Origin of the sequence: Streptomyces sp. NPDC005262, from assembly GCF_042872425.1 — a bacterium.
In the GTDB taxonomy this organism is placed as follows: domain Bacteria; phylum Actinomycetota; class Actinomycetes; order Streptomycetales; family Streptomycetaceae; genus Streptomyces.
In genome coordinates this window covers 1-1,381 of the sequence record NZ_JBIAKK010000045.1, presented here as the reverse complement: position 1 = coordinate 1,381, position 1,381 = coordinate 1, and the positions used below count along the sequence as shown (strand labels likewise).

1 protein-coding gene is annotated in these 1,381 nt (G+C 63.4%); it reads right to left on the bottom strand.

Annotated elements, in window-relative coordinates:
• Positions 1-165 precede the first annotated feature (165 nt).
• Complete coding sequence (locus tag ACFYP5_RS38650; RefSeq protein ID WP_389044740.1) at positions 166-1,326, bottom strand: IS701 family transposase; 1,161 nt, start codon at positions 1,324-1,326, stop codon at positions 166-168.
• Positions 1,327-1,381 lie beyond the last annotated feature (55 nt).

Sequence of the window (1,381 nt, the reverse complement as noted above, 5' to 3'; positions counted from 1 at the left end):
CCTAGTACTGCAACGACACTCCGTGATGTCGTCTGCGTCTGTAGTGGCTGATGCGAGCTCGGGCTTGGCTTCTTCGCCGCCATAAGGACCAGGCGAGTACGTGCTGGATGCCGTGGCGGATGGGAGAGGAGACGCGGTTGAAGAGCCGCCGAGCCTCGTTCATGGTCACGGGTATGAGAGATCGATCGCTATCGGTTTCCGAATCCCCTTTTTTGCCGTCGCTCGCAGGATGGCGAGGAAGGCAAGGGCAGCCATGGAGAGGGTTATATGTCGGTACCACGCGGTGTAGCCGCGGACCTGGTAGTGATCAAGGCCGGTTTCGTTTTTCGCAGTCTGGAAACATTCTTCGACCATCCACCGGGTCCCTGCGATCCGCGCAAGTTCCTCCAACGGAGTTCCGGCCGGGCTGAAGCAGATGTAGTAGGCGATTTCTGTGTGATCCGTGAGGCTGCGCCGTGCCAGCAGCCAGTGGTCCCAGCCCGCACGCCGCCAGGGCCGGATCGCGGCTGCGGCCCAGCCGTACTCGCGCGGGCCGTGAGCGCCGTCACCGCAGCTCAGACGCGTCCATGCATCGTCGGGAAGCTGGCTGATGAGCTGATGGGCACGGGCCTGGCCGAAGAATTCCATGGTGATGACCATCTGGGATTTCGGGACGGCGAGAACATGAGCAATATCCTGCTCTTCCAGCCACAGCCGGATCCGCCCCGTCTGACCGTAGACCGCATCGCCGGTGACCCACCCGAACGGGACACCAGACTCCACGGCTCGCTTTAGCATGCGCAAGCCCAGGTCTGGTTTGGTGGCGAACTCGACATCATCACCGATACCGGCCGACCGGCAGCGCTCGGGGTCCGAAGTCCAGGCCTTCGGGAGATACAACTCGCGGTCTATCAGCGCCCGTCCCCGGTCGGATCCGTAAGCCAGGAACACCCCGATCTGGGAATTCTCGATCCGGCCGGCCGTCCCCGAGTACTGCCGGGCCACACCCGCCGACCGGACTCCCTTCTTCAGGAATCCCGTCTCGTCGAGGATCAGAATTCCCCGTTCAGGATCCCCGATGTGCTCCACCACCGCGTCGCAGACATCGTCACGCAGAGCGCCGCTGTCCCACAGGTAGTGGTTCAGCAGCCGCTGCATCCCCTGAGGGCCGTCATCCCCGGCGGCCTCAGCCAGGGTCCAGCCGTTCTTGCGCTCTGTCTCGCTGAGCAGTCCCCGCAGGTAGGACACCATCCGCCGCCGCGACTCCACCCGCCCGAACCGGCCTGCGAACCGGGCCACGAAGTCGTCGAACGCATCTGACCAACCATCAACTATCTCTTCAGCCACGAACCGATCAACGATCGCGGGCACACCACGTCACGGAGTGTCGTTGCAGTACTAG